This is a genomic window from Arthrobacter sp. Y3221087 (assembly GCF_059089905.1).
The window spans coordinates 118,160-141,075 of record NZ_JBNHFE010000003.1; the positions used below are offsets into that span (position 1 = coordinate 118,160).

Below are 22,916 nucleotides of genomic sequence, written 5' to 3' on the forward strand. Positions count from 1 at the left end.
GTGGCCGTCCCAGAGAACACCGCAGACGGGCAGAAGCCCGCGGAGCGGCCCCTCATCATGCGCTTCGCCGCGCGCTCCGATGTGGGCCGGATCCGGTCTAAGAACGACGACTCGGCGTACGCGGGACGCCACCTGGCTGTCGTGGCTGACGGCATGGGCGGCCATGCGGGCGGCGACGTCGCCTCTGCCGCCACCGTCCTGGACATGATCCACCTGGACCGCTCGGACTACGACGGCGATGCGGGCACCATCCTCGCGGACGAGATCCAGACCGCGAACTCCCTGCTCTCCGAGCTGGTGCACATCAACCCGAAGCTGGCCGGGATGGGCACCACGGTCACGGCATTGCTGCTCGCCGAGGGCAAGCTGCACTTCGCCCACATCGGCGACTCCCGCGCCTACCGCCTCCGCGACGGCGAGTTCAAGCAGGTCAGCGTGGACCACACGTTCGTCCAGCGGCTCATCGACGAAGGCCGGCTCAAGCCCGAGGAAGCGGAAAGCCATCCGCACAAGAACGTGCTCATGCGGGTCCTTGGCGACGTGGACGCGAGCCCCGAACTGGACCTTGGCACTCTCGATGTTAAGGCTGGCGACCGCTGGCTGCTCTGCTCCGACGGCCTTAACTACGTGGCGGGACATGCCGTGGAGCGCACGGTCAAGGAAACCAGGGACCTCCGCGAGTGCGTGGAAACCCTCGTTGATTTGACCCTCGAGGCGGGCTCCCCGGACAACGTCACCGTTGTGATGGTGGAGATCGTGGAAGAAACGCCCGACGACGTCAGCACCGCCGCCGTCGACGTCATCCCTCCCGTTGTGGGCACCAAGCCCGCTGCCGCCACGGATGACCCTGGTGCGCCTACCGGCAAAACCCCTCCGCCAAAGGGGTCCGGCATCCCTGGAACCGGAGCCAGGCGTTCGGACGCCGGCAAGGATGACGATTCCCAAGGAGAGGGCGAAGATAAGCCCGACGGCGAACATTCCGGGTCGGGCGTGGTGGAGCCCGGTTCCACGGATCCGCACCTCGGCGAGCACCTGACCGCCGAGGTTCTCCGCGAAGAACTTTCCAGCAGGCCGCATGAGCTTGTCGGCGCCGCAGCGGCTGCCGCGGAGTCCGGTTCCATCCCCACTATCGGCGGACGGACTGTCGCCCGGCGCGCCGCAACCCTCCTCACCCACAAGGCAGAGCCGCTCACAGGCGACGAGGACGAAACCCTCGTTCCGCTGAAGCCGCGCCGATGGGTCACGTGGACCATCGCGGCCGCCCTCCTGGTGGTCCTGACCGTGGGCTTATGGCTGGGCTATGCCTGGACTCAGACCCGCTACTACATCGGCGAGCACGATTCCCGGGTCGCGATCTTCAACGGGGTTTCCCAGCGGCTGGGGCCCATCCAGCTGTCCAGCCTCGAAACGGTCACTGAGATCCGGATGGACTCACTACCGCCCTTCTCCCAGCAACGGGTCCGCCAGACGGTGCCCGCCAACGACCTCTACGACGCACAGCGCATCGTTAAGAACCTCGAGCTGACGGGCAGCACGTCCCCCGAAGACGAGTGCCCGTCCCCTTCGGCCAGCGCCGCGCCCTCAACACCCGCACCGGCACCCACGGCTTCCGCGTCGCCGGCCGCCACCGAGCCCGCCGCGCCGGCTCCGGCCAGCCCGTCCCCCTCACCCACACCCACTGTTACCTGCGAGGTGGGCCAATGAGCCAGCTCAGCACCACTCCCAAACCGCGCCGCAACGTTGAACTCGCCCTGCTTCTGCTGGCCCTGGCCGTAGGCATCGGCGCCAACATGCTGGTCGGCGTTGACCAGGAAAAGGCCTTCGACTCCGACTTCTGGTTCCAGTCCAGCCTCCTGGCAGTGGCGGCCCTGGTTTTCCATGGCGTCCTTCGATTCCGCGCCAAATATGCCGATCCGGTAATACTTCCGATCGTGGTCGCCCTGAACGGGATCGGCCTGGCAATGATCCACCGCCTGGACGCACCGGGCGAGGACACCGGGAACAACCAGTTGCGCTGGACCCTGATTGCCATGGCCGTAGCCATCGCCGTGATCTGGTTCCTCAAGGACCACCGGATCCTCCGCCGCTTTACGTTCATCTCCCTGGCAGCCAGTGCACTCCTGCTGATCCTGCCCCTAGTGCCCGGCATCAGCGCCGGCGAGATCCTTGGCGCCCGGGTATGGATCCGGCTCGGCCCCATGACATTCCAGCCAGGCGAGGTTGCCAAGATCACCCTTGCCATATTCTTCGCCGGTTATCTGTCCTCCAACCGTGACCTCATCCTGCTGGCAGGCCGTAAGGTTGGCCCGCTGCAGTTCCCGCGGTTCAAGGACATGGGCCCAATGATCACTGCCTGGCTGGTCAGCATCGGCGTGCTCATTTTCCAGCGCGACCTGGGCTCCTCGATCCTCTTCTTCGGCCTGTTCATCGTGATGATCTACGTGGCCACCAGCCGGATCAGCTGGGTGGTGATCGGCCTGGCCCTCATCGCCGGCGGCGGGTTCGTTGCGGCCCAGGTGTTCTCCCATGTGGAGCTCCGGATCTACGGCTGGCTCAACGCCTTCACCGAGGAGGTCTACGGACGCTCCCCGGGAGGCAGCCTGCAGATCGTCCAGGGCCTCTTCGGGATGGCCAACGGCGGCCTGGTGGGCACCGGACTGGGGCAGGGACGGCCGGACCTGGTCCCGTTCGCCAACAGCGACATGATCATCGCCTCCCTGGGTGAGGAGCTGGGGCTCATCGGCCTGTTCGCCGTCGTCCTGATGTACCTCCTGCTGTTCACCCGCGGCTTCCGTGCCGCACTAGGCACCAGGGACGCGTTCGGAAAGCTCCTCGCCTGCGGCCTGTCCTTCGCCGTGGCGCTGCAATGCTTCGTGGTGATCGGCGGCGTGACACGCCTGATCCCCCTGACCGGCCTGACCACGCCCTTCCTGGCTGCGGGCGGGTCGTCACTGCTGGCCAACTGGATCATCGTTGGCCTGCTCCTGATGATTTCGCACACCGCCCGCGGCCCCGTGGACACCACACCCCTGCCGCCGGCCAAGGGAGCCGAAGCAACCGGCATTGACACTCCTACCGAGGCGGTGAAGCACCTGTGAACCAGGCAATTCGGCATTCGTGGGTGGCGGCCGTCGCCATGTTCGCCCTTATATTCGGCGCTATCAGCTACGTCCAGGTGATCGGCGCTGACGAACTCAAGGCAAACCCTTGGAACCAGCGCGCTGTCCTGCAAAGTTTCTGCAACGACCGCGGGGCCATCGTTGTTGGCGGTTCCCCGGTTGCGGAGTCCGTGGAAAGCGGCTCGGAGACCTGTGCTTTCCAGCGCACGTACCCGCAGCCGGAGCTGTACGCAGGCATCACCGGGTACTTCTCCCAGAACTTCGGCGCCACCGGCCTGGAGCAGTCCATGGGCGGCGAACTGGCGGGCAACTCGGACCAGCTGTTCCTGGACCGGGTGGGACAACTGTTCCTCGGCAACCAGCCCAAGGGGGCATCGGTGGAGCTCACCATCGATCCTGAGCTCCAGCAGCTCGCCTACAGCCTGATCCCGGACGGTCAGCGGGGATCCATCGTGGTCACCAACCCCAAGACCGGCGCCATCCTGGCCATGGTGTCCAAGCCCTCCTACAACCCCAACCTCGTGGCCACCCAGGACCTCACCGCTGCCGCTTCCAGCATGAATGAACTGGTCAAGGTGCCCGGAATCAACCTGAACCCCAACGTCAGCGGCCCCACCGGTGAACTGCTCGCCCCCGGCTCCGTGTTCAAGCTGGTGGATACCGCCGCGGCCCTGGCATCCGGGAAGTACAACAAGGACAGCGAACTTCCCAATCCGGCAGAACTGCCGTTCGAAGGTATCCAGTACCGCCTGCCCAACTATGCGGGCGGCAACTGCTACACCCGGGACACGGCCAGCTTCGCTTTCGCCCTGCAGCAGTCCTGCAACACGCCCTTCGCAAGCATCGCTTTGGATATTGGCCGGGACGCCATCGCCGAGCAGGCCGAGAAGTTCGGCTTCGGCCAGGACATGGGTGACCAGCTGAAGCTCAACTACGCGAGCGGCAACACTTTCCCGGATGACCTGGACGGCCCCGGCCTGGCACAGTCCGTCATCGGCCAGAAGGATGTCCGCGCCACGCCGCTGCAGGTGGCCATGATGACCGCGGCCATCGCAAATGACGGCGTGCAGATGCAGCCCAACCTCATTAAGGCCCTGCGCTCCCCGGACCTGCGGGTCATCGATGAACCGCAGCCGAAGCAGCTCCGCACGTCCACCACCCCCGCCATCGCCAACCAGATCACGGACTGGATGGTCAGCGCGGTCAGCGAAGGCATTGCAAACCGCGCAGGCGTCCCGGGCGTCCAGGTGGCGGGCAAGACCGGAACGGCGGAGCTCGGCAACGGAACCAACAACTCATGGTTTACGGGATTTGCCCCCGCAAACAATCCGCAGGTGGGTGTCACCATCGTCATGGAGGGCGTAGACATCAACACCGGCGCACAGCTGACCAGTCCGAACGCGAAGAGAATTTTTGAGGCGGTGTTGAATAAGTGAGGCCTACAACCGGAATCACCCTCGGCGGCAGATTCCAGCTGACCACGCGGATCGCGATTGGCGGCATGGGGGAAGTCTGGAAGGCGAAAGACCTCGTCCTGGGCCGCATCGTCGCGATCAAGGTACTCAAGGAGGAATACACCGGTGACCCCGGGTTCCTCCAGCGGTTCCGCGCGGAGGCCCGCCACACCGCACTCCTGAACCACGTAGGCATCGCCAACGTCTTCGATTACGGCGAGGAGGAGGGATCGGCCTACCTGGTCATGGAGCTCGTTCCCGGACAGCCTTTGAGCACCATCATCGAGCGCGAGCAGGTGCTCTCCCCGGACCGCACGCTGTCCATCATCGCCCAGACCGCCCGTGCCCTGGCCGTTGCCCACGCCCAGGGCCTGGTGCACCGCGACGTCAAGCCCGGAAACCTCCTGATCACCCCTGACGGGCGGGTAAAGGTCACGGACTTCGGCATTGCCCGGCTCGCGGACCAGGTTCCGCTCACACAGACCGGCCAGGTCATGGGCACGGCCCAATACCTGGCGCCGGAGCAGGCAACCGGCCAGACCGCAACCGGTTCATCGGACATCTACTCCCTGGGAGTGATCGGCTACGAGTGCCTCAGCGGGCACCGGCCCTTTTCCGGGGAGTCCCAGATCGCGATCGCCCTGGCCCAGGTCAACGACGCGCCGCCGCCCCTGCCGGAGAGCCTGCCTGCACCGGTCCGCGCACTGCTGATGTCCATGCTGGCCAAGGATCCCAAGGACCGCCCGGCCAACGCCATCAAGCTGGCGGAGGCCGCCGAGGCCATCCGCAACGGTGACATCAATGCAGCACGCGCCGCCGTACCTGGCATGCTTCTTTTCGATGCGTCAACCGGCCCCATCACCGCCCCCGTCGATACCGCTACCGCACCCACAGGCGTCATCGGCGCTTCGCGGGACTCGTCCCCGACGCCCACCTCCGCCCTACCGGTTCTTGGAGCGGCCGCGGCGGGTGCCGCCGCCGGGGCTGCCGGGGCATCCGCCGCCGATACGGAGGGCCCGCAGGGTCCGCTGGCCCGCGCCAATGCGCTGGCTGCCGAGCGCAACTGGGTGCCGGAAGAGACAACGTACGACGACGAGCCCGCCGATGAGCCCGAGCGGAAGGGCCGCAGCCCCTGGACCTGGCCCCTCATCGCCCTGATCCTGCTGGTGCTGTTCGCGTTGGTGGGGTTCTTCCTGAACCAGCGGGGGATCCTGTTCCCGTCCGACGGCGCAACGTCCAGCCCGCCGTCGTCCAGCCCACAAACCACCACCGCCAGCCCCACCCCGACAAGGGCCTCGCCCACGCCCACCGTCACGAGGAACACACCGACGCCCACCCAGGAGCCCCAGCCGGCTACTGTCAACGTGATTCCGGCGGCATACCTCGGCAAGGACTACCGCCAGGTCCAGTCGGAACTTTCCAACCTGGGCCTCGCAGTGACGGTCCAGCCGCAGCAGACCAATGAGGCCGCACCGGGAAGGGTAGTGGGACTGAACCCGACCGGACCGTTGCCGGTGGGATCGCCCATCACTGTCACCTACGCCGTCGCCCCGCCGGCCCCAACACCCACCCAGACACCCACGCCGGCTCCCACCACGTCGTCGGTGGCAGCGCCCACCGCGACATCGCTGCTGCCTGACTGCGCAGACGGTGAACTTCCGGGTGCCCCGCCAACCTGCAAGCCGTAGCCCCAGGACAGCCAGTGAATGAGTCACCGCGCACCCCGATGCACCGGGAGGACAGCCTCCCGGTGGACAACCAGCGTGTCCTGAACGGCCGCTATGAACTGGGCGGCCTGATCGGCCGCGGTGGCATGGCTGACGTCTACCGTGGCACCGATACCCGGCTGGGGCGCACAGTCGCCATCAAGCTGCTGCGCCCCGACCTGGCCCGGGACCCCCAGTTCCAGGCCCGGTTCAGGCGCGAGGCCCAGGCGGTAGCGGCGCTGAACCACTCGTCCATTGTTGCCATCTATGACACCGGGGAACACCTGGTGCCGGACGGATCCGCCGAATCCGTCCGCGTGCCCTACATCGTGATGGAATTCGTGGAGGGCAAGACCATCCGCGAGCTCATCCGCGCCAACCGCGTCACCATCGACCAGGCCATCGACTATTGCCTGGGCGTCCTGGCCGCACTGGAATACAGTCACAAGGCCGGAATTGTGCACCGTGACATCAAACCGGCCAACGTCATGTACTGCGAGGGCTCCGACTCGGTGAAGGTGATGGATTTCGGCATCGCCCGTGCCATCGCCGATTCCTCAGCCACCATGACGCAGACGCAGGCCGTGGTGGGCACGGCCCAGTATTTGTCGCCGGAGCAGGCCCGGGGCGAAACAGTGGATGCGCGCAGCGACCTGTACTCCGCTGCCTGCCTGCTCTATGAAATGCTCACGTCCCGGCCGCCCTTCATCGGCGACAGCCCGGTCTCCGTGGCCTACCAGCACGTCAGGGAGATACCGGAGCCCGCCAGCAGCGTGAACCCCGACGTGTCCGCGGCACTGGACTCCGTGCTGGCAAAGGCCCTGCAGAAAAACCGGGATGACAGGTTCCAGGACGCCGCCGCCTTCCGGCGCGCCCTTCGCGCGGCGAGGTCCGGAATTCCGGTCATGGCAGTCCCCGCCTCGGAAGCCCCCACGGACCCCAACGACTATGTGCCTGCAGCGGCGCCGGCAACCCAGGCCTTCGCTGCCACCGGTGCGAGTTTCCTGGAGGACGCTCCCACCGGCCGGCTGGCCGCCACCTCCGCATACTCCCACCGCGGCACCGCTGCCCTGCCCGCCCCTGAGGAGGAGAACCCGTCCGCCGCGCCCCTGCCGCTGGGGTTTGCCCCCGAGCGGGATCGGACCGCGCGTCAGACGTCCCGCCGTCGTGCGTGGATAGCCACCCTGGTGGTGGTCACCCTGCTGGTCCTGGCCGGCGGTAGCCTGTGGCTGTACAACACGGTGAACCGGCCCGCGCCCATCGTGCAGGTGCAAATCCCGGCGGTAGCCGGGATGACGGAGTCCGCCGCCCTGCAGGAACTTTACAAGGCCGGCCTCCCGCCCAGGATTGTCCGGCTGCAGCATGACACCGTGGCCAAGGGAACCGCCATCGGCACCGAACCGGCGTCCGGAGCCCTGAACCCGGGCACGGAGGTGGTCCTGAACATCTCGGAAGGCCCCAGCGCCGTCAAGATTCCGGAGAGCCTTCCCGGCAAGACGGAGGCTGCTGCCCGGGACATTCTGCGCCAAAGCGGGCTGGTGGGCGCCCCGTCCACCACCACCGCCAACAGCGCCACCGTCCCGGCGGGAATCGTCATCACCACCAGCCCTGCGCCCGGCCAGATGGTGGGCGTTGGAACCACTGTTGAACTGGTGGTCTCCACGGGCAAGGTGGCAGTCCCCGAACTGCGCGGCCGCACCCGGGAGGAGGCCGAGTCTGCCCTCAAGGAACTGGGCCTGGTCCCGAATGCCATCGAGGTGGAAAACGGGCAGGTGGAGGCCGGGCGCGTGACGGACCAGAGCGATCCCGTCAACGCCGCCGTGGAGCAGGGCAAGACGGTCAGCATCGTGGTGGCCAAGGCGCCGCCTCCACCCCCGCCGTCGCCCACCGCAACCCCGACGCCGACGGCGACGGCGACGGCGACGCCCAGCAAGAAGGGCCTGCTCTAGGCCAGCGGCGGGTGCGTCAGTGCTGGATGAGCGGGCTCAGCTTGGCAGCCCGTGCGGCCGCACCCTTCATGCCCAGCGACTCGAGCCAGTTGCCGAGCATCTGGTAGCCGCCCTCAGTCAGGACCGATTCCGGGTGGAACTGGACACCGCACAGCGGAGCGGTACGGTGCTGGAGTCCCATGACCACACCGGAGGCAGTTTGTGCGGTGACTTCCAGGACATCCGGAATCGTCTCCCGCACTGCAGCCAGGGAGTGGTAGCGGGTGGCCGTGACCGGGGAGGGGAGTCCCGCGAAGACGCTGGTGCCAATGTGTTCCACCTGTGACGTCTTGCCGTGCATCAACTCCGGGGCATGCGTCACCTTGCCGCCGAAGGCCTCCGCCAGGGCCTGGTGTCCCAGGCACACGCCGAACATCGGGACGCTGTTCTCCCCGCACCACCGGATCAGCTCGATGCAGACACCGGCCTCGGCCGGGTTGCCCGGACCGGGGGAGATCAGGACGCCGTCGCGCGTGCCGGCCAGTTCGATGGCCTCGGCGAGGGTGACGTCGTCGTTGCGGACCACGGTGGTCTCGGCGCCGAGTTCCTGGAGGTAGCCCACCAGGGTGTAGACGAAGCTGTCGTAGTTATCCACCACGAGGATCTTGGTTGTGGTCATGGCTGGCTTGCTGCACCAATCGTTGAGTCAGTGAACTGGGTGTACTCGGACATCCACGGAAAAAGGAACTGGACCATCAATACCAGTGCAACGGCAATGAGCACCAGCGAGGTGACCATCCGCAGCCACAAGGGCCCGGGAAGGTGGCGGAAAATCCATCCGTACATGCTCAGCCCTTTCCTATCGCTGCCGCCACCTGCGCGGCGATTTCGGCGGGCGGACCGGCGGAGGCCGGCCGCCAGCTGTCCAGCAGGGCGTAGGCGATGATGCGCTCTTCCGCCCCGAAACGCGGGTTGCAGCTGGTCATGGTGAGGTAGCTTTCCGTGGGTGTGACGCCGGGAAGGGTTGGCACCGGCTCCAGGACGTCGGTGCGGCTGGGCATCACGATCTGGTTGTTGCGGAAGACGTACACGTAGTAGCCGTCCTTGGTTTGCACATAGATCTTGTCGCCTGGAACCAGGGTATGGATGTTGTCCAGCACTGCGCCGTGCGTCTGCCGGTGGCCGGCGACGGCGAAGTTTCCCACCGCCCCGGGCATGGCCGTGGTGGCGTAATGGCCAAGGCCAAGAGTGTCCAGGACGTCGCTGGTGGTGCCCTGCACGATGGGCCGGGTGTAGCTGGTGCCGAACCGGGGGATGTACATGATGCCGATGGTTCCGGCGTGGCCGGGGGCGGCTCCCACCACCGGTGGTCCGAAATCCTCGGCGGGCGCGGGTCCGCCTGCTTCCTGCGGGGCGGGGGCCGGCGGCGGGTTGCCGAGGTCCTGGGCGAACTCCTTGATGACTTCGCTCTGCCGCGCATCCGATTCCACGTTGGTCCACCACAGCTGCCAGGCAACGAACAACAGGAGGATGATGCCTGCGGTGATGAGGAGTTCGCCGAGTACCTGGATGGTCATGCGTACTATTCCGACGCCGGCAGCCGGGGCAGCGGCGGGCCTCGCCTTCTCCTGCAATACCACGCGTTCTCCTCGGGGCGGTTCCGCTGGGCACCGGGGGCCCAGGAAGTCCGGCTAGAATTGGCTGCTAGTAAGAATCCAGATTTGTCCAAGATCGCGCAGACCGCTGGCAATTTCCTTCTTGCAGGATATCAAGCCCGGCACGCCGAGCTTGCCCAGCCGCCAAGGAGACCCAGTGCCCGAGTCAAAGCCGCGAAAGAAGACCGACAGCACCGTCCAGCCGGCTTCCCCGCAGGCGTACAAGCCGAACCCCGTATGGTTCAAGCCCGTCATGTTCGGGCTGATGATCATTGGGTTGTTCTGGATCATCACGTACTACATCAGCGAAGGTCTCTTTCCGGTCCAGGCATGGGGATCCTGGAACATCGTGGCCGGCTTCGGCATTGCCATCATTGGCTTCCTGATGACCACGCGCTGGCGCTCCTAGGCCTTCTTCTCCAACAATCCGACGGACGCCAGGAGGAACCGGATGGCTGCCGACACTGCCGGCTCGGTGATAGTCGGCGACGACGGCCTGGCCCGCCCGGCCTGGGCATCGTCGGATCCACTGCTCAGGGAGTACTACGACCAGGAGTGGGGCCTTCCCGTTACCGACGAGCAGGGCCTCTACGAACGGATCTGCCTGGAGGGTTTCCAGTCAGGGCTGTCCTGGGCAACCATCCTGCGCAAGCGGCCGGCGTTCCGTTCCGTTTTTGAGGGCTTTAATCCGGACGCGGTGGCACTGTTCACTGCCGCCGACGTGGAGCGGCTGATGCAGGATGCCGGCATCGTCAGGAACCGCATGAAGATCCTCGCCGCCATCAAGAATGCCCAGGCCACCATTGCCCTGCGGCAGGAGGGCGGCCTGGTGGACTTCGTGTGGCAGTTTCGTCCCGCTGCCACGCCGCGCCCGGTTGTGCACACCGATATTCCCACCCAGTCCGAGGAGTCGGTGGCACTCTCAAAAGCCCTCCGTAAGAAGGGCTTCGCCTTCGTGGGGCCCACCACCATGTTCGCCCTGATGGAAGCAATCGGAATGGTAGATACCCACCTCCTGGGCAGCCACCGCCGGGGTTCCTCCGGCGTATGGCCGGAACCAGGCCGCTAGGACGTTCTCCCCAGCTGTTGGGAAAGTTATCCACAATGTTGAAAAACCTGCGGATAACGCTGCCTGTTATCGACCGTCCGTCGCCCGACTGGGGGCCAGCCGGCAAAACATGCCCATGCCATGCGGTTATTAACAGTGTGGAATACCCTGTGGATAATCCCCGCTGGCGGAGGTGCAGCTAGCCTTCCTGGCGGTCACGCCGGACCGGATGGTGGCTCACGATCGAGATGCGGTTGAAGGCGTTCATGCTGACCGCCACCCAGCTGACCACCGAGAATTCCTCCTCCGTCAGGGACTTCCTGGCCGTGCCCTCCTCCTGCTCGCGGAGCTGCTGGCCGGGGAGTTCCGTAATGCTTTCCACAAGGGCAAGCGCGGCACGTTCCTTCTCGGTGAACAGCGCCGTATCGCGCCATGCCGGCAACACCGCCAAGCGCTGCGACGTTTCCCCGGCCTTGAGTGCTTCCCGGACGTGGAGGTCCAGGCAATAGGCGCAGCCGTTGATCTGGGAGATACGCACGTTGAGGAGCTCCAGGGTCCTGGCGTCTATCCCGGCCTCCTCCGCCGCTTCTTTGACCTTCAGGGCCAGCCCGTTGATAGCGCGCCAGACAGCAGGGTGCTGCTTGTCGAGGAAGATGTGCTGGGTGGCGGTCAAGGAAGGTCCTCCTAGGGCGGGATGGGCAAGCGGCACTTGAAGCTTATCCACTTACCAACACTCCAATACCCACAAGTTATCCACAGCTGTGGAAACCGATTGGGGATTATTTGCCTGCCAGGGCCTGTGTGTTGGGATCCGGGCGGTAAAGCGTCCCGAACTGCACGGGCGGAAGTTATTAACAGTGTGCATAAGACTGTTGAAAGGACCGCTTTCCGTGATCTCCCGCGCCTTGCAACCGACAGCGCGTAGCGACTTATCCACAAACCTTCGCGAATTGGACGTTTTGTCCACTTAAGCACATGCCTATCCCCAAGAGTTATCCACAAGTGTGGAGAAAGGCGTCCCGCCGACTGGAAAGATCCCGGAAAGCGGACGCTGGCGCACTAAGCGGCTATGAATGACACGCATGTAAGTTATTAACACTGTGGATAAGGGCTGTGGAAAAACAGAATCCCCGGCACCTGCGGGTGCCGGGGATCTTGGGGCTTATTCTTCGTGTGGGCGGGGCGGGGGTGGGTTTGGCTATAGCGTGACGCGTACCCAGGCCGCGAGGGCAAGGAGGACCAATACGGCTGCCAGCCCGGCCGCCTGGAGCATACCTTGGCGAGGACCGCGGGGAGTATAAGCAAGTACTGCCGCGCACAGCCCGCCTGCAACCAGGCCGCCGAGGTGGGCCTGCCAGGCGATCTGGGGGATAACGAAACCGATCACGCCGTTGATCGCGATCAGCACCCACAGCTGGCGGGTGTCACCCCCACGGTGGCGCTGTACCAGCAGCATAGCCCCGAAGAGCCCGAAGATGGCTCCCGAGGCGCCCACTACACCATAGAGAGGCCTGCCGGGTTCGTAGAGGGGGGTCAGCAGAAGGTAGCCGATCGAGCCGCCGATGGCCGAGATCAGGTACAGCGCCAGGAACCGTGCCCGTCCCAGCAGGGGCTCCAGCGCCTGCCCGAAGGCCCACAGCATGTACATATTCAGCACAATGTGCAGGATGAACCCCTGCGAGTGGAGGAACGCCGCGGTGAGCATCCGCCACGGCTCAAACTGGCCGTACCGGGGCTCGGCGTAGATGTTGGCAAAGCCAAGGGTCTGGTAAATGGCGTCATTGGGGATCAGCCACTGCAGGACGTACAGGACGGCGCACACGGCGATGATCCCGAACGTCACCCTTGGCTTGCCGGCCGCGACGGCGCCGCCGTAAACAGTCCGTACCTCCGGGGTCGTACGCTTTGCCTCGTTGACGCAGTCGACGCATTGGAATCCGACGGCGGCCGCCCTCTGGCAGTCGGGGCATGCGGGGCGCCCGCACCGCTGGCAGCGTACATAGGACGGCCGGTCAGGGTGCCGGGGGCATACCGGGACCTGGGCGGACGGCTCAGCCGACGGAATTCCGTAACTCATGGTCTGGTGTTACAGCTGCTCGATATCGATGCTGGTGATGGTTACGTCCTCCACGGGGCGGTCGCCCATGCCGGTGCGGACACCTTCGATGGCGTCGACAACCTTCTTGGATTCCTCGTCAGCCACTTCACCGAAGATGCTGTGCTTGCCCTGCAGCCAGTCGGTGGGGATGGTGGTGATGAAGAACTGGGAACCGTTGGTGCCCTTGCCCATCTGGATGCCGGCGTTCGCCATGGCCAGCTTGTAGGGCTGGTTGAAGCTGAGCTCGGGGTGGATCTCGTCGTCGAACCGGTAGCCCGGTCCGCCGGTGCCGCGGCCCAGCGGGTCGCCGGCCTGGATCATGAAGTCCTTGATGATGCGGTGGAAAATCGTCCCGTTGTACAGCGGAGTGCCGGTCTTGTCCTCACCGGTCTCCGGGTGGGTCCACGCCTGCTCGCCGGTGGCGAGGCCGATGAAGTTCTTGACGGTCTTGGGCGCGTGGTTGCCGAAGAGGTTAACAACGATGTCGCCGAGGCTCGTGTGGATGGTTGCTTTTGCGGTTGCGATTGCAGTCATAGGGCCCATTCTTCCACGCCGGTCCCTGCCGGTTGCGGCTGCTGCAGCAGTTCCGCGCTGGGTGAAATCGCCCTGAAATCCGCGGTGGGAATAGCAGGTGAAGATCAAGCCACGTAGGCTAACCACAGACCGTCACATTAATCGGGAGGTAGTTGTGAAGAAATCGGATCGTATTGCCCGTGACCTTGAGCTGTCAGTCATCGGGGCAGTTGAGAATGCCAAGGATTGGGCCGCCCCCCGCGTGGAAGCAGCTGTGGACTGGGCGGTTCCCCGCCTCCAGCACAGCCTGGATACCGCCTCTCCCAAAATCCAGGAAGGGCTGAAGACGGCGGCGCACAACCTGGCGGACGGGGTTGCCACCGTGACCCCCCGGATCCAGGACGGCCTGGCGCAGCTCGCCCCGAAAATCAACGACGCCGTCGAGGGCGCCTCACCGCGCCTGCACGAGGCACTGGACAGGGCCACCCCGGTGGTCCTGAACGCGCGCGACCGCGTTGTGGTGGAGTACCTTCCACGGCTCTCGGACCAGATCGGCCACGCGTCCGACGCCGTCCACCGCACCCTGGAGGGCACTCCGGCCCGTGTGGATGCAGTCGCCCAGAAGCTCGGTGACGTTGGAATCATCCACGCCCTGCAGGAGCAGGCCCAGGCTACCGGCACCCAGCTGAAGGCGGCCGCAACGGAAGCCGGACGTACGGTGGGAATCCAGCTGGCCCAGCCGGAACCGCCCAAGAAGCAGCGCGGCTGGCTGGTCTTCGGCGTCATCGCTGCGGCTGTGGCTGCTGGCGTTGCCGCCTGGAAGGCCTCCAAGCCCGTTGAGGACCCGTGGAAGACGCCCTCACCCGTGACTCCAGCTCCTACGCCTGCACCGGTTTCAGCCTCCACTGTCAACGAGGTCAAGGAAACCACGGCTGACGCTGCGGACAAGGCCGGCGACGCTTCGGCTTCGGTTGCCGCTGCAGGTGCGGGCACAGTGTCCGAGGGTGCGGACACCGTCAAGGACAAGTCCGGGGATGTGGCGGACAAGGCCAAGCACGTGGCGGATGATGCTGCCGAAACCACGGCCAAGATTGCCACTGACGCGAAGACGGCCACCAAGAATATCGCTGCCAACATGAACGGGGACAAGGGCGCCAGCCAGGCCTAGTCACCGCCCACACCGCGAAGGGGTTCCGTCTCATGACGGTGCCCCTTCTGCTGTTTGCGGACGCGGCGGGTCCAGGACGCTGGTTCCGGTCCCGGGCGCAGCAGCGCTGCGGTGCTAGATTTGGAGTGATGTCAGCCGATCAATCCCTTGGGGATGCCTTGAACGACGCAGCCGAGCTGCCCCGCGTGTCCATCGTCATCCCGGCGTATAACGAGGAGGGCGTCATCCGGCAGTGCCTCATCGCTGCCATTTACCAGTCCGTCCCGGCGCACGAGATCATCGTGGTGGACAACCTCTCGAAGGACCGGACCGCCGACATTGTCCGGCAAATGCAGCTTGAGTATCCGGAAAGCCCTGTCATCCTGCTGAGCCAGGACCGCGAGCAGGGTCTGATTCCCACCCGCAACTTCGGACTGGACCACGCCACCGGCGACATCCTGGGACGGATCGACGCTGACTCCGTCCTGGAACCGGACTGGGTGGAGCAGGTGCAGAAGGCGTTCCTTGACCCGTCGGTGCAGGCAGCCACAGGCCCCGTGGTCTACTACGACATGCCGATGCGCCGTTTCGGGCTGAAGGCGGACGACAAGATGCGCCAGCTGATGCTCAAGCTGGCCAAGCACCAGTACCACTTCCTGTTCGGCTCCAACATGGCGCTGCGGGCCTCCGCGTGGGAGACCATCCGGGCCGAGACGTGCAGGGACGAGAAAGACGAGATGCACGAGGACATCGACCTGTCCCTGCATCTGGCCGACCACGAGCTCAAAGTGCAGTACTGCGCCCAGATGGTGTCCGGGATGTCGGCCCGCCGGCTGGAGGATTCACCGCGGGATTACCGCTATTACGTCACCCGGTTCGACCGCACATACAAGGCACACAACGTCAAGAAAATGGCCTTGAAGGCCCCGATGGTGGTCTTCTTCTCCGTCTACTTCCCGGCCAAGCTCCTGCGCGCCATCCACACCGTGAACACGGCGCAGCCGGTCCGCCGCGGCGGCCAGTAGCTAGTCCTTCCCCAGCTCCGCCAGCCGTTCCGACGGCGGCTCCTCCCCGCGTGCCGTGGGGCGCCTGCCGGTCGTTCCGGGCTTCTGCCCCAGGACGACGACGGCGAGCCCCGCCAGGATCAGTCCCAGCCCCGCATACGTGCCGGCCGGCAAGGTCTCCCCGAGGAACAACGCCGCAAGCAGCGCAGCACCCGGTATTTCGAGAAGGATGATCATCGATACCAGGAGGGGGCTCATGGTGGCGAGCAGGTGGTTGAACGCCGTGTGCCCTACCAGCTGCGCGCAGACGGTGATGGCTGCGATGCCAAGCCAGCCCGCGGCCTCGAAGCCAGCCAGCGGCTGTCCGGCCACCAGCGCCATTAGCGCCACGAGGGCGGCGCAGACCCCATAGCACAGCGTGGTGTAGCTGCTGGTGGTCATGTTCTGCCGCGCTTTGCCGCCGGCCAGTGTGTAAAGGCCGGCCAGTGCGCCCCCGGCCACCGCGAGCAGGTCGCCCAGCAGGGCCTGCGGCGACGATCCCATGTCGAAGCCTGTGATGGCCACGACGCCAGCAAACGCACTGCCGAGCCCAGCGAGGACCTGCCAGCGATGCCGGACGCCGCGGAACAGCTGGAACACCGCGATCCAGGCCGACTGCAGGCAGACCAGGGCCGTGGCCGCGGCAACCGACGTCAGCTGGAGCGAGGTGATGAAGCAGGCGAAGTGCAGGGCCAGGGCGGCGGCCGCCACCAGGGACCAGGTGAAGTCCCGGCGGGTTATTGTGCGGAACTGGCGGGGTTCCCGGATGAGGGTGGGTGCGGCCATCACGGCGGCGGCAATGGCGTTCCGCCAGAAGGCGATGGCGAGGGCGCTGACGCTGGTGGCACCGAGGGTGGCCGCGATCAGCGGGCCGGAGGAGGCAACGCCCAGGACGCCCATGGCCGCGAGGAAGAAGGTCACTGGACAACCCTAATGGGCGCTCTGACGGTTAACTGCCGGTGCTGTCCGGACTCGTCGATATGGTTGCCGGGAGAAAGCAAAAGTCCCGGACCGCGTTTCCGCGGACCGGGACTTTCCTATGGTGGAGGCACGGGGACTCGAACCCCGAACCCCCTGCTTGCAAAGCAGGTGCGCTACCAATTGCGCCATGCCCCCATAAGAAGCAACCCGTCAATCATACCCTAGAACCGGAGAGCCATTTACCGGCTTCCATTCCAGGCTCCCTGGCTAGTCAACCGAATCGGTGGACTCGCTCCAGACAGTTTTCCGGGCTTCGGATTCCTGTGCCTTGCGGTAGACCAGAATGCCTGCGATTGCAGCTGCAAGTACCAGCAACTTCTTCACATGCTCCCCGTTCCGGTCCGGCTCCGGGCTAGCCCGAACCAAACCTCCACTTGAACCTGCACAGGTTCCGTGGGCGTACCAGGACTTGAACCTGGGACCTCTTCGTTATCAGCGAAGCGCTCTAACCGCCTGAGCTATACGCCCCGATGCCTCATCGGGCCGAGACATGACTTTACAGCACATCCCGGCCCGATCTCAAATCGGGTGTTTCCGCCGGTCCCGGACCGGCGGAAACGGGTCCTAATCGTCGGTGAGGGTGACGCCGATGCCGCCCACCAGGGTGGCCGAAATGTTGTAAAGCACGGCGGACAACATGGAGAGTGCGGTCAGCAGGACCACGTTCACCACGGCGATAATGGTGGCGAAGGACGCCACCTGGCCCAGGGAAGCGACCTTCTTCAGTTCGAAGCCGCCGCCTTCAGAGCCGGCCAGGGTGCCGAGCAGGCTGTCCACCTGGTCGAAGATGCCGGTGAGGTCCAAAACGGTCCACAGGACAATGGCAGCCACCACGGTGACAATGCCCAGGGCTACGGACAGCAGGAAGGCCATCTTCAGGACGGACCAGGGGTCAACCTTGCTGATCAGCAGCCGGGCACGCCGCACCTTGGCCTTCGGGGCGGGCTTGACCAGGCCGGGAGTGCCCTGCGCCGGAGCGCCTGCGGGACGCTGGCCCACTGTGGCAGGGCGGGCGCCTTGTGCTGGCCGCTGGCCCGGCTGGGCCGGTTGCCCCTGTGCGGGACCCTGGGCTGGACGCTGGCCGGGAACGGCCGGGCGCTGGCCTGGGGCGGCGGCAGGCGCTGCCGGCCGCTGCTGCGGACGAACCGGGGCGTTCACGCGGGGTGCCGCTGAGGGCCGGCTTCCGTCGGGAACAGTGCTGCTCGGCTTGGGAAATGAGTCGGGATTACTCACTCGTTACCTCCGTGGTGTCTTCGTTCGGCTCAGCGTCGCCCGAGGCGTCCTCTGACTCAACGGCCGGTGATTCGTCTGCCATTCCTGACCCGGCGGACTCCCCAGGAGCCCCGCCATCTTCAGCCAACGTTACGTCATCCTCAGGCGATTCCTCGCCCTCAAGGCCCCGTTCACTGTTGCGTGCCACTTCGATGATCCGGTCGTTCTTGTCCGGCTTGGCAAAGATAACGCCCATAGTGTCGCGCCCCTTGGCGGGAACACCGGCCACCGAAGACCGGACAACCTTGCCGCCCTCCATGACCACCAGCACTTCATCCTCCTCTTGGACGATGAGCGCTCCCACCAGGTCGCCGCGTTCCTCGGCAAGTTTGGCCACCTTGATGCCCAGGCCGCCGCGGCCCTGGAGCCGGTATTCCTCGACGGCGGTGCGCTTGGCATAGCCGCCCTCGGTCACGATGAAGACGAAGGAGCCGTCCGTGACCACATTGGCGGCCAGGAGTTCGTCGTCTTCACGGAACTTCATGCCGGTGACACCGGACGTTGCCCGGCCCATTGGCCGGAGCGCGTCCTCGGTGGCGGTGAACCGGATCGATTGTCCCTTTCGGGAGACCAGGAGCAGGTCGTCTGTCTCCGAGACGAGCTGCGCGGACACCAGTTCATCTTCGTCCCGCAGGTTGATGGCGATGACGCCGGCGGACCGGTTGGTGTCGTAGTCCTCGAGCCTGGTCTTCTTCACCAGGCCGCGCTTGGTGGCCAGCACCAGGTACGGCGCCTGCTGGTAGTCCTTCAGGTCCAGCACTTGGGCGATGTGTTCGTCCGGCTGGAAGGCCAGCAGGTTGGCCACATGCTGGCCCTTGGCGTCCCGGCCGGCTTCCATCAGCTCATAGGCCTTGGCGCGGTACACCCGGCCCAGGTTAGTGAAGAACAGCAGCCAGTGGTGCGTGGTGGTGACGAAGAAGTGTTCCACCACATCGTCGCCGCGGAGCTGGGCACCCTTGATGCCCTTGCCGCCCCGCTGCTGCGAGCGGTAGTTGTCGCTGCGGGTCCGCTTGACGTACCCGCCGCGGGTGATGGTGACCACCATCTCCTCTTCGGGGATGAGGTCCTCCATGGACATGTCGCCGTCGTAACCCATGAGGATCTTGGTACGGCGCTCATCGCCGTGCTTGTCCACGATCTCGCCGAGTTCGGTGCTGATGATCTCGCGCTGGCGCTGTTCGGAGCCGAGGATCTCGTTGTATTCGGCGATCAGTGCTTCGAGTTCTGCGTGCCGGTCCTGGATTTTCTGGCGTTCCAAGGCGGCGAGGCGGCGCAGCTGCATGTCCAGGATGGCTCGGGCTTGAAGCTCGTCGATGTCCAGCAGTTCCATCAGGCCGTCGCGCGCTGCTTCGGTGGTGTTGGAGGCACGGATGAGGGCGATGACCTCATCGAGCATGTCCAGTGCCTTGAGCAAAGCGCGCAGGATGTGTGCTTCCTCCTCCGCCTTCCGCAGCCGGTAGCGGGTGCGCCGGGCGATGACGTCCAGCTGGTGCGTCACCCAGTGCCGGATGAAGGCGTCCAAGCTGAGAGTGCGCGGTACACCGTCAACGATGGCAAGCATGTTGGCGGAGAAGTTGCTCTGCAGTTCGGTGTGCTTGTAGAGGTTGTTCAGCACAACCTTGGGCACGGCATCCCGCTTGAGGACAATCACCAGGCGCTGGCCGGTGCGGCCCGACGTTTCGTCGCGGAGGTCGGCGATGCCCTGGATCTTGCCGTCCTTGACCAGTTCGGCGATCTTGATGGCCAGGTTGTCCGGGTTGGCCTGGTACGGCAGTTCGGTGACCACCAGGCAGGTGCGGCCCTGTAGTTCCTCGACGTTCACCACCGCGCGCATGGTGATGGAGCCGCGGCCCGTGCGGTAGGCGTCCTCGATGCCCTTGTGGCCCAGGATGGTGGCGCCGGTGGGGAAATCGGGTCCCTTGACGCGCAGCAGGAGCTGCTCCAGCAGGTCCTCGCGGCTGGCGCCGGGGTTGGCCAGGTACCACTGGACGCCGTCGGCCACTTCGCGGAGGTTGTGCGGCGGAATGTTGGTGGCCATGCCGACGGCGATGCCGGACGAACCGTTGACCAGCAGGTTGGGGAACCGGGCCGGCAGGATGGTGGGTTCCTGGTTCTTGCCGTCGTAGTTGTCCTGGAAATCGACGGTTTCCTCGTCGATGTCGCGGACCATTTCCATAGCCAGCGGTGCCATCTTGGTTTCGGTGTAACGCGGAGCGGCCGCGCCGTCATTGCCCGGAGAACCGAAGTTTCCCTGGCCCAGCGCCAGCGGGTACCGCATGGTCCAGTCCTGGATCAGGCGGACCAGGGCGTCGTAGATCGCCGTGTCGCCATGGGGGTGGTACTGGCCCATGACCTCGCCCACCACGCGGGCGCACTTGTTGAAGGAACGGTCGGGGCGGTAGCCGCCATCGAACATTGCGTACAGGACGCGGCGGTGGACGGGCTTGAGCCCGTCACGGACATCGGGAAGGGCACGGCCCACGATGACGGCCATGGCGTAGTCCAGGTAGGACCGCTGCATTTCCGTCTGCAGGTCCACCTGCTCCACACGGTCAATCAGCACGTCGCCCTCAAGAACGGTGTCCGGGGTTCCGGCGTCAGGAGCCGGGTTCTCGGGTGTTTCGTCGCTCATCTATTAATTTCCGTTTCAGGTATATGTCGAAGTCCGAATATCTTGGGCGGTGCCCTAGATATCCAGGAACCTGACGTCCTTGGCGTTCTGCTGAATGAAGTTTCGGCGGGACTCCACGTCTTCACCCATAAGGACGGAGAAGATCTGGTCGGCGGCGAGGGCGTCATCCATGGTGACCTGCAAAAGCGTCCGGTTGTCCGGGTCCATGGTGGTGTCCCACAGCTCGGTGTAGTCCATCTCGCCGAGGCCCTTGTAGCGCTGGATGCCGTTGTCCTTGGGGATCCTGCGGCCAGCGGCCTGGCCGGCCACGAGCTTGGCGTCGCGTTCGCGGTCGCTGTACACGTAATCGTGCGCCGCGTTGGACCACTTGATGCGGTACAGCGGCGGCTGTGCCAGGTACACGTAGCCGTTCTCGATCAGGGGACGCATGTAGCGGAACAACAGCGTCATCAGGAGGGTGGTGATGTGCTGGCCGTCCACGTCGGCATCGGCCATCAGAACAATCTTGTGGTACCGGAGCTTGGAGAGGTCGAAGTCCTCGCCTATGCCGGTGCCGAAGGCTGTGATCATGGACTGTACTTCGGCGTTGCCCAGGGCTTTGTCCAGGCGTGCGCGCTCCACATTCAGGATCTTTCCGCGCAGCGGCAGGATCGCCTGGGTTTCGGGGTTGCGCCCGCGCTTGGCGGAACCGCCTGCCGAGTCACCCTCCACGATGTAGACCTCGCACTTCTCCGGATCCTTGGAGGAGCAGTCCGAGAGCTTGCCGGGCATGCCGAATGATTCCAGCGGGCTCTTCCGGCGCGCGTTGTCACGTGCCTTCCGCGCCGCCATGCGGGCCTGCGCGGCGGAAATGGCCTTCCGGATCACGTCACGGGCCGGGCCGGGGTTGCGTTCCAGCCAGTCACCCAGGCCGTCGGTGACCACGCGCTGGACGAAGCCCTTCACTTCGGAGTTGCCGAGCTTGGTCTTGGTCTGGCCTTCGAACTGGGGCTCGGACAGTTTGACGGAGATGACGGCCGTCAGGCCCTCGCGGATGTCGTCACCGGTGAGGTTGTCGTCCTTTTCCTTGATGATGCTCTTTTCGCGCGCATAGCGGTTGATCAGGGACGTCAAGGCTGCACGGAAACCCTCTTCGTGGGTTCCGCCCTCGTGGGTGTTGATGGTGTTGGCGTAGGTGTGCACGCTTTCGGAGTATGCGCTGGTCCACTGCATCGCCATTTCCACAGCGATCTTGCGCTCGGTGTCCTCGGTTTCGAAGGCGATGACATCCTCGTGGACCACGTCCACTTTCTTGCCGGAGTTCAGGTGCTTGACGTAGTCCAGCAGGCCGTCGTCGTACTGGTACACCACGGTCCTGTGCTCCGCGCTGACCTCGCCCTCGGTGGCGATGGCATCGAGGTCCAGGTCGGCGTCGGCGTCTTCAGCGGTGGGCGTGCGCTCGTCCGTCAGCGTGATGCGCAGGCCCTTGTTGAGGAAGGCCATCTGCTGGAAGCGGGCACGGAGGGTCTCAAAGTCGAACTCGGTGGACTCGAAGATTTCCGGGTCCGGGTAGAACGTCTGGCTGGTGCCGGTGACGTCCGTTTCCTCGCCCTTGACCAGGCTGCCCTGGGGCTTGCCGCCATTGGCGAAGGACATGCGCCAGACGTGGCCCTGCCGGCGGACCTCTGTATCCACCCGGCTGGACAGCGCGTTGACAACGGAAATGCCCACGCCGTGAAGACCGCCGGACACGGCGTAGCCGCCGCCGCCGAACTTGCCGCCGGCGTGCAGGATGGTCATGACAACTTCGACCGTGGGCTTGTGCTCAGTGGGGTGCATGTCCACGGGAATGCCGCGGCCGTCATCCACAACCTTGACACCGCCGTCGGCCTGCAGGACCACCTCGATGTGCGTGCAGTAGCCCGCGAGGGCTTCGTCGACGGAGTTATCCACCACTTCGTAGACCAGGTGGTGGAGACCGCGCGGCCCGGTGGAGCCGATGTACATGCCGGGACGTTTCCGGACGGCTTCCAAACCCTCAAGGACAGTGATGTCGCTGGCCCCGTATTCGCGCGGCTTCGCGGATTCCGCAGGAGTGTCAGGCGTACGGGCATCCTCGACTGCGGGTTCAACTGCCAGATCTGTATTGTCGTTAGCCACAGGCGCTGTCGACTCCTCTGTTCTCGATGATGGCCGGCTGATTCCTCCTCCATCCGGAAAAGGCACCCGCCAACAGGCACAAACTTATGGCGCGGGTGGCTTGCTGACGGTGGGGGTCCGCACCCGCGTGCCGAAAGCACCCGGAGAACGGACTCAGTCAACGTTTCACCCGCGCCCAGTT

At 65.2% G+C, this 22,916-nt stretch carries 20 protein-coding genes and 2 tRNA genes; 9 read left to right on the top strand and 13 right to left on the bottom strand.

Annotated features, from left to right (window positions below):
- The 5 genes from AC5RUO_RS12400 to pknB are packed head-to-tail and all read left to right on the top strand — an operon-like array spanning window position 1 to window position 8,228.
- Entirely contained in the window at window positions 1-1,704 is a 1,704-nt protein-coding gene (locus AC5RUO_RS12400) for a PP2C family protein-serine/threonine phosphatase (protein ID WP_494103676.1), read from the top strand.
- On the top strand, window positions 1,701-3,098 hold the full coding sequence (locus AC5RUO_RS12405; RefSeq protein ID WP_494051993.1) for an FtsW/RodA/SpoVE family cell cycle protein: 1,398 nt from the start codon (window positions 1,701-1,703) through the stop codon (window positions 3,096-3,098). Before AC5RUO_RS12400 ends, AC5RUO_RS12405 begins: the two co-directional genes overlap by 4 nt.
- Window positions 3,095-4,555: a peptidoglycan D,D-transpeptidase FtsI family protein gene (locus AC5RUO_RS12410; RefSeq protein ID WP_494103677.1), complete on the top strand. Its 1,461-nt coding sequence runs from the start codon at window positions 3,095-3,097 to the stop codon at window positions 4,553-4,555. Before AC5RUO_RS12405 ends, AC5RUO_RS12410 begins: the two co-directional genes overlap by 4 nt.
- Window positions 4,552-6,261, top strand: a complete 1,710-nt coding sequence (locus AC5RUO_RS12415; RefSeq protein WP_494011381.1) for a protein kinase domain-containing protein — start codon at window positions 4,552-4,554, stop codon at window positions 6,259-6,261. Before AC5RUO_RS12410 ends, AC5RUO_RS12415 begins: the two co-directional genes overlap by 4 nt.
- 38 nt (window positions 6,262-6,299) lie before the next feature.
- Window positions 6,300-8,228 carry a Stk1 family PASTA domain-containing Ser/Thr kinase gene (pknB, locus tag AC5RUO_RS12420; RefSeq protein WP_494103787.1) on the top strand — a complete coding sequence of 643 codons (1,929 nt, stop codon included), beginning with the start codon at window positions 6,300-6,302 and terminating at the stop codon, window positions 8,226-8,228.
- Window positions 8,229-8,244: 16 nt separating this feature from the next.
- Here pknB and AC5RUO_RS12425 read toward each other — a convergent pair whose 3' ends face one another.
- The 3 genes from AC5RUO_RS12425 to AC5RUO_RS12435 are packed head-to-tail and all read right to left on the bottom strand — an operon-like array spanning window position 8,245 to window position 9,847.
- Window positions 8,245-8,886: an aminodeoxychorismate/anthranilate synthase component II gene (locus tag AC5RUO_RS12425; protein ID WP_494103678.1), complete on the bottom strand. Its 642-nt coding sequence runs from the start codon at window positions 8,884-8,886 to the stop codon at window positions 8,245-8,247.
- Window positions 8,883-9,053 (bottom strand): hypothetical protein, encoded by a 171-nt coding sequence (locus tag AC5RUO_RS12430; RefSeq protein WP_494011383.1) that lies wholly within the window; start codon window positions 9,051-9,053, stop codon window positions 8,883-8,885. Before AC5RUO_RS12430 ends, AC5RUO_RS12425 begins: the two co-directional genes overlap by 4 nt.
- Before the next feature lie 2 nt (window positions 9,054-9,055).
- A complete protein-coding gene (locus AC5RUO_RS12435; protein ID WP_494011384.1) occupies window positions 9,056-9,847 on the bottom strand; it encodes a class E sortase in 792 nt (263 codons plus the stop codon).
- 172 nt (window positions 9,848-10,019) lie between these two features.
- On the opposite strand from AC5RUO_RS12435, the gene AC5RUO_RS12440 reads away from it, so the two are divergent.
- Entirely contained in the window at window positions 10,020-10,271 is a 252-nt protein-coding gene (locus AC5RUO_RS12440) for a cell division protein CrgA (protein WP_494011385.1), read from the top strand.
- 42 nt (window positions 10,272-10,313) lie between these two features.
- Complete coding sequence (locus AC5RUO_RS12445; protein WP_494103679.1) at window positions 10,314-10,931, top strand: DNA-3-methyladenine glycosylase I; 618 nt, start codon at window positions 10,314-10,316, stop codon at window positions 10,929-10,931.
- Between the two features lie 178 nt (window positions 10,932-11,109).
- Here the strand turns inward: AC5RUO_RS12445 and AC5RUO_RS12450 are convergent, their stop codons facing one another.
- From AC5RUO_RS12450 to AC5RUO_RS12460, 3 genes are all read right to left on the bottom strand, one after another.
- On the bottom strand, window positions 11,110-11,583 hold the full coding sequence (locus AC5RUO_RS12450; protein WP_494103680.1) for a carboxymuconolactone decarboxylase family protein: 474 nt from the start codon (window positions 11,581-11,583) through the stop codon (window positions 11,110-11,112).
- Between the two features lie 525 nt (window positions 11,584-12,108).
- On the bottom strand, window positions 12,109-12,987 hold the full coding sequence (locus AC5RUO_RS12455; protein ID WP_494103681.1) for a rhomboid family intramembrane serine protease: 879 nt from the start codon (window positions 12,985-12,987) through the stop codon (window positions 12,109-12,111).
- A gap of 9 nt (window positions 12,988-12,996) precedes the next feature.
- On the bottom strand, window positions 12,997-13,542 hold the full coding sequence (locus tag AC5RUO_RS12460) for a peptidylprolyl isomerase (RefSeq protein ID WP_494103682.1): 546 nt from the start codon (window positions 13,540-13,542) through the stop codon (window positions 12,997-12,999).
- Window positions 13,543-13,696: 154 nt separating this feature from the next.
- On the opposite strand from AC5RUO_RS12460, the gene AC5RUO_RS12465 reads away from it, so the two are divergent.
- Window positions 13,697-14,689 (top strand): hypothetical protein, encoded by a 993-nt coding sequence (locus AC5RUO_RS12465; protein WP_494103683.1) that lies wholly within the window; start codon window positions 13,697-13,699, stop codon window positions 14,687-14,689.
- Window positions 14,690-14,817: 128 nt separating this feature from the next.
- A complete protein-coding gene (locus AC5RUO_RS12470) occupies window positions 14,818-15,693 on the top strand; it encodes a glycosyltransferase family 2 protein (RefSeq protein ID WP_494103684.1) in 876 nt (291 codons plus the stop codon).
- On the opposite strand, the gene AC5RUO_RS12475 is transcribed toward AC5RUO_RS12470, so the two are convergent.
- From AC5RUO_RS12475 to gyrB, 7 genes are all read right to left on the bottom strand, one after another.
- Window positions 15,694-16,632: a DMT family transporter gene (locus tag AC5RUO_RS12475; RefSeq protein WP_494103685.1), complete on the bottom strand. Its 939-nt coding sequence runs from the start codon at window positions 16,630-16,632 to the stop codon at window positions 15,694-15,696.
- A 119-nt stretch (window positions 16,633-16,751) separates the two neighbouring features.
- Window positions 16,752-16,827 (bottom strand) — tRNA-Ala (locus AC5RUO_RS12480).
- 72 nt (window positions 16,828-16,899) lie between these two features.
- Window positions 16,900-17,016 (bottom strand): DLW-39 family protein, encoded by a 117-nt coding sequence (locus tag AC5RUO_RS12485; protein WP_235047105.1) that lies wholly within the window; start codon window positions 17,014-17,016, stop codon window positions 16,900-16,902.
- A 70-nt stretch (window positions 17,017-17,086) separates the two neighbouring features.
- Window positions 17,087-17,160 (bottom strand) — tRNA-Ile (locus tag AC5RUO_RS12490).
- A gap of 96 nt (window positions 17,161-17,256) precedes the next feature.
- A complete protein-coding gene (locus AC5RUO_RS12495) occupies window positions 17,257-17,925 on the bottom strand; it encodes a DUF3566 domain-containing protein (protein ID WP_494011393.1) in 669 nt (222 codons plus the stop codon).
- Entirely contained in the window at window positions 17,918-20,596 is a 2,679-nt protein-coding gene (gene gyrA / locus AC5RUO_RS12500; RefSeq protein WP_494103686.1) for a DNA gyrase subunit A, read from the bottom strand. Before gyrA ends, AC5RUO_RS12495 begins: the two co-directional genes overlap by 8 nt.
- 54 nt (window positions 20,597-20,650) lie before the next feature.
- Window positions 20,651-22,735 (bottom strand): DNA topoisomerase (ATP-hydrolyzing) subunit B, encoded by a 2,085-nt coding sequence (gene gyrB / locus AC5RUO_RS12505; RefSeq protein ID WP_494051987.1) that lies wholly within the window; start codon window positions 22,733-22,735, stop codon window positions 20,651-20,653.
- Window positions 22,736-22,916 lie beyond the last annotated feature (181 nt).